We start from the raw sequence: 1,195 nt of genomic DNA, 5'->3' as shown, positions 1-1,195 counted from the left end.
TCTTCGCGCAGGCCATTGATCGGCTTCATGCCGAGGGTCGTTACCGTGTGTTCATCGACATTTTGCGCAACAAGGGCAGTTTTCCGGATGCGCGCTGTTTTGCCGGGCATAATGGTCCCAAGCCGATCACGGTCTGGTGTTCGAACGATTATCTGGCGATGGGCCAGCATCCTGCGGTTGTTGCGGCGATGGAAGAGGCGCTGCACGATGTCGGGGCGGGCTCGGGCGGGACCCGCAACATCGGCGGCAACACCCATTATCATATCGAGCTCGAGGCCGAGCTTGCCGATCTTCACGGCAAGGAGGCGGCTTTGCTGTTCACCTCCGGCTATATTTCCAACGAGGCGACGCTGTCGACGGTGGCCAAGCTGCTGCCGGGCTGCGTCATCTTCTCGGACGAGCTGAACCATGCCTCGATGATCGCCGGCATCCGCAATTCGGGCTGCGAGAAGAGGGTCTTCCGGCACAACGACCTTGCCCATCTGGAAGAGCTGCTGGCCGCCACCGATCCGGATGTGCCCAAGCTGATCGCCTTCGAAAGCGTCTATTCGATGGACGGGGACGTCGCGCCGATCGCCGCCATCTGCGACCTGGCCGACACCTATAATGCCATCACCTATCTGGACGAGGTCCATGCCGTCGGCATGTACGGCGCGCGCGGCGGCGGCATTTCCGAACGCGACGAGGTCGCCCACCGCCTCACCATCATCGAAGGCACTTTGGGCAAGGCGTTCGGCGTGATGGGCGGCTATATCGCCGCCGACCGCAACATCGTCGATGTCGTCAGGAGCTACGCCCCCGGCTTCATCTTCACCACCTCGCTGTCGCCGGTGCTGGTCGCCGGCGCCCTGGCCAGCGTCCGCCACCTCAAGCAATCGTCGGCCGAACGCGAAGGCCAGCAGGCCGCCGCCGCCTTGCTCAAGCAGATCTTCGCCCAGGCCCATCTGCCGGTCATGGAATCGACCACACACATCGTGCCGCTGATGGTCGGCGATCCGGTCCGCGCCAAAAAGATCAGCGACATCCTGCTGGCCGAATATGGCGTCTATGTGCAGCCGATCAATTATCCCACCGTGCCGCGCGGCACCGAACGCCTCCGCTTCACCCCAGGACCCGCACATAGCCACCAAAATATGCGCGAACTCGCACAGGCCCTCGTCGAAATCTGGAGCCGAATGGAAATGAAACTCGCGGC

General features: G+C 62.7%; 1 protein-coding gene. It reads left to right on the top strand.

What is annotated here, in order from left to right; translation table 11 throughout:
* The coding region (hemA, locus tag RQX22_RS19210; RefSeq protein WP_410001669.1) for a 5-aminolevulinate synthase at positions 1-1,195 on the top strand (1,195 nt) is incomplete at both ends.

It is taken from the genome of Sphingosinicella rhizophila (assembly GCF_032378825.1).
Classification (GTDB): Bacteria; Pseudomonadota; Alphaproteobacteria; order Sphingomonadales; family Sphingomonadaceae; genus Allosphingosinicella; species Allosphingosinicella rhizophila.
Note: the sequence above shows the minus strand (reverse complement) of the source record. Positions and strands in the feature narration are given on the sequence as shown.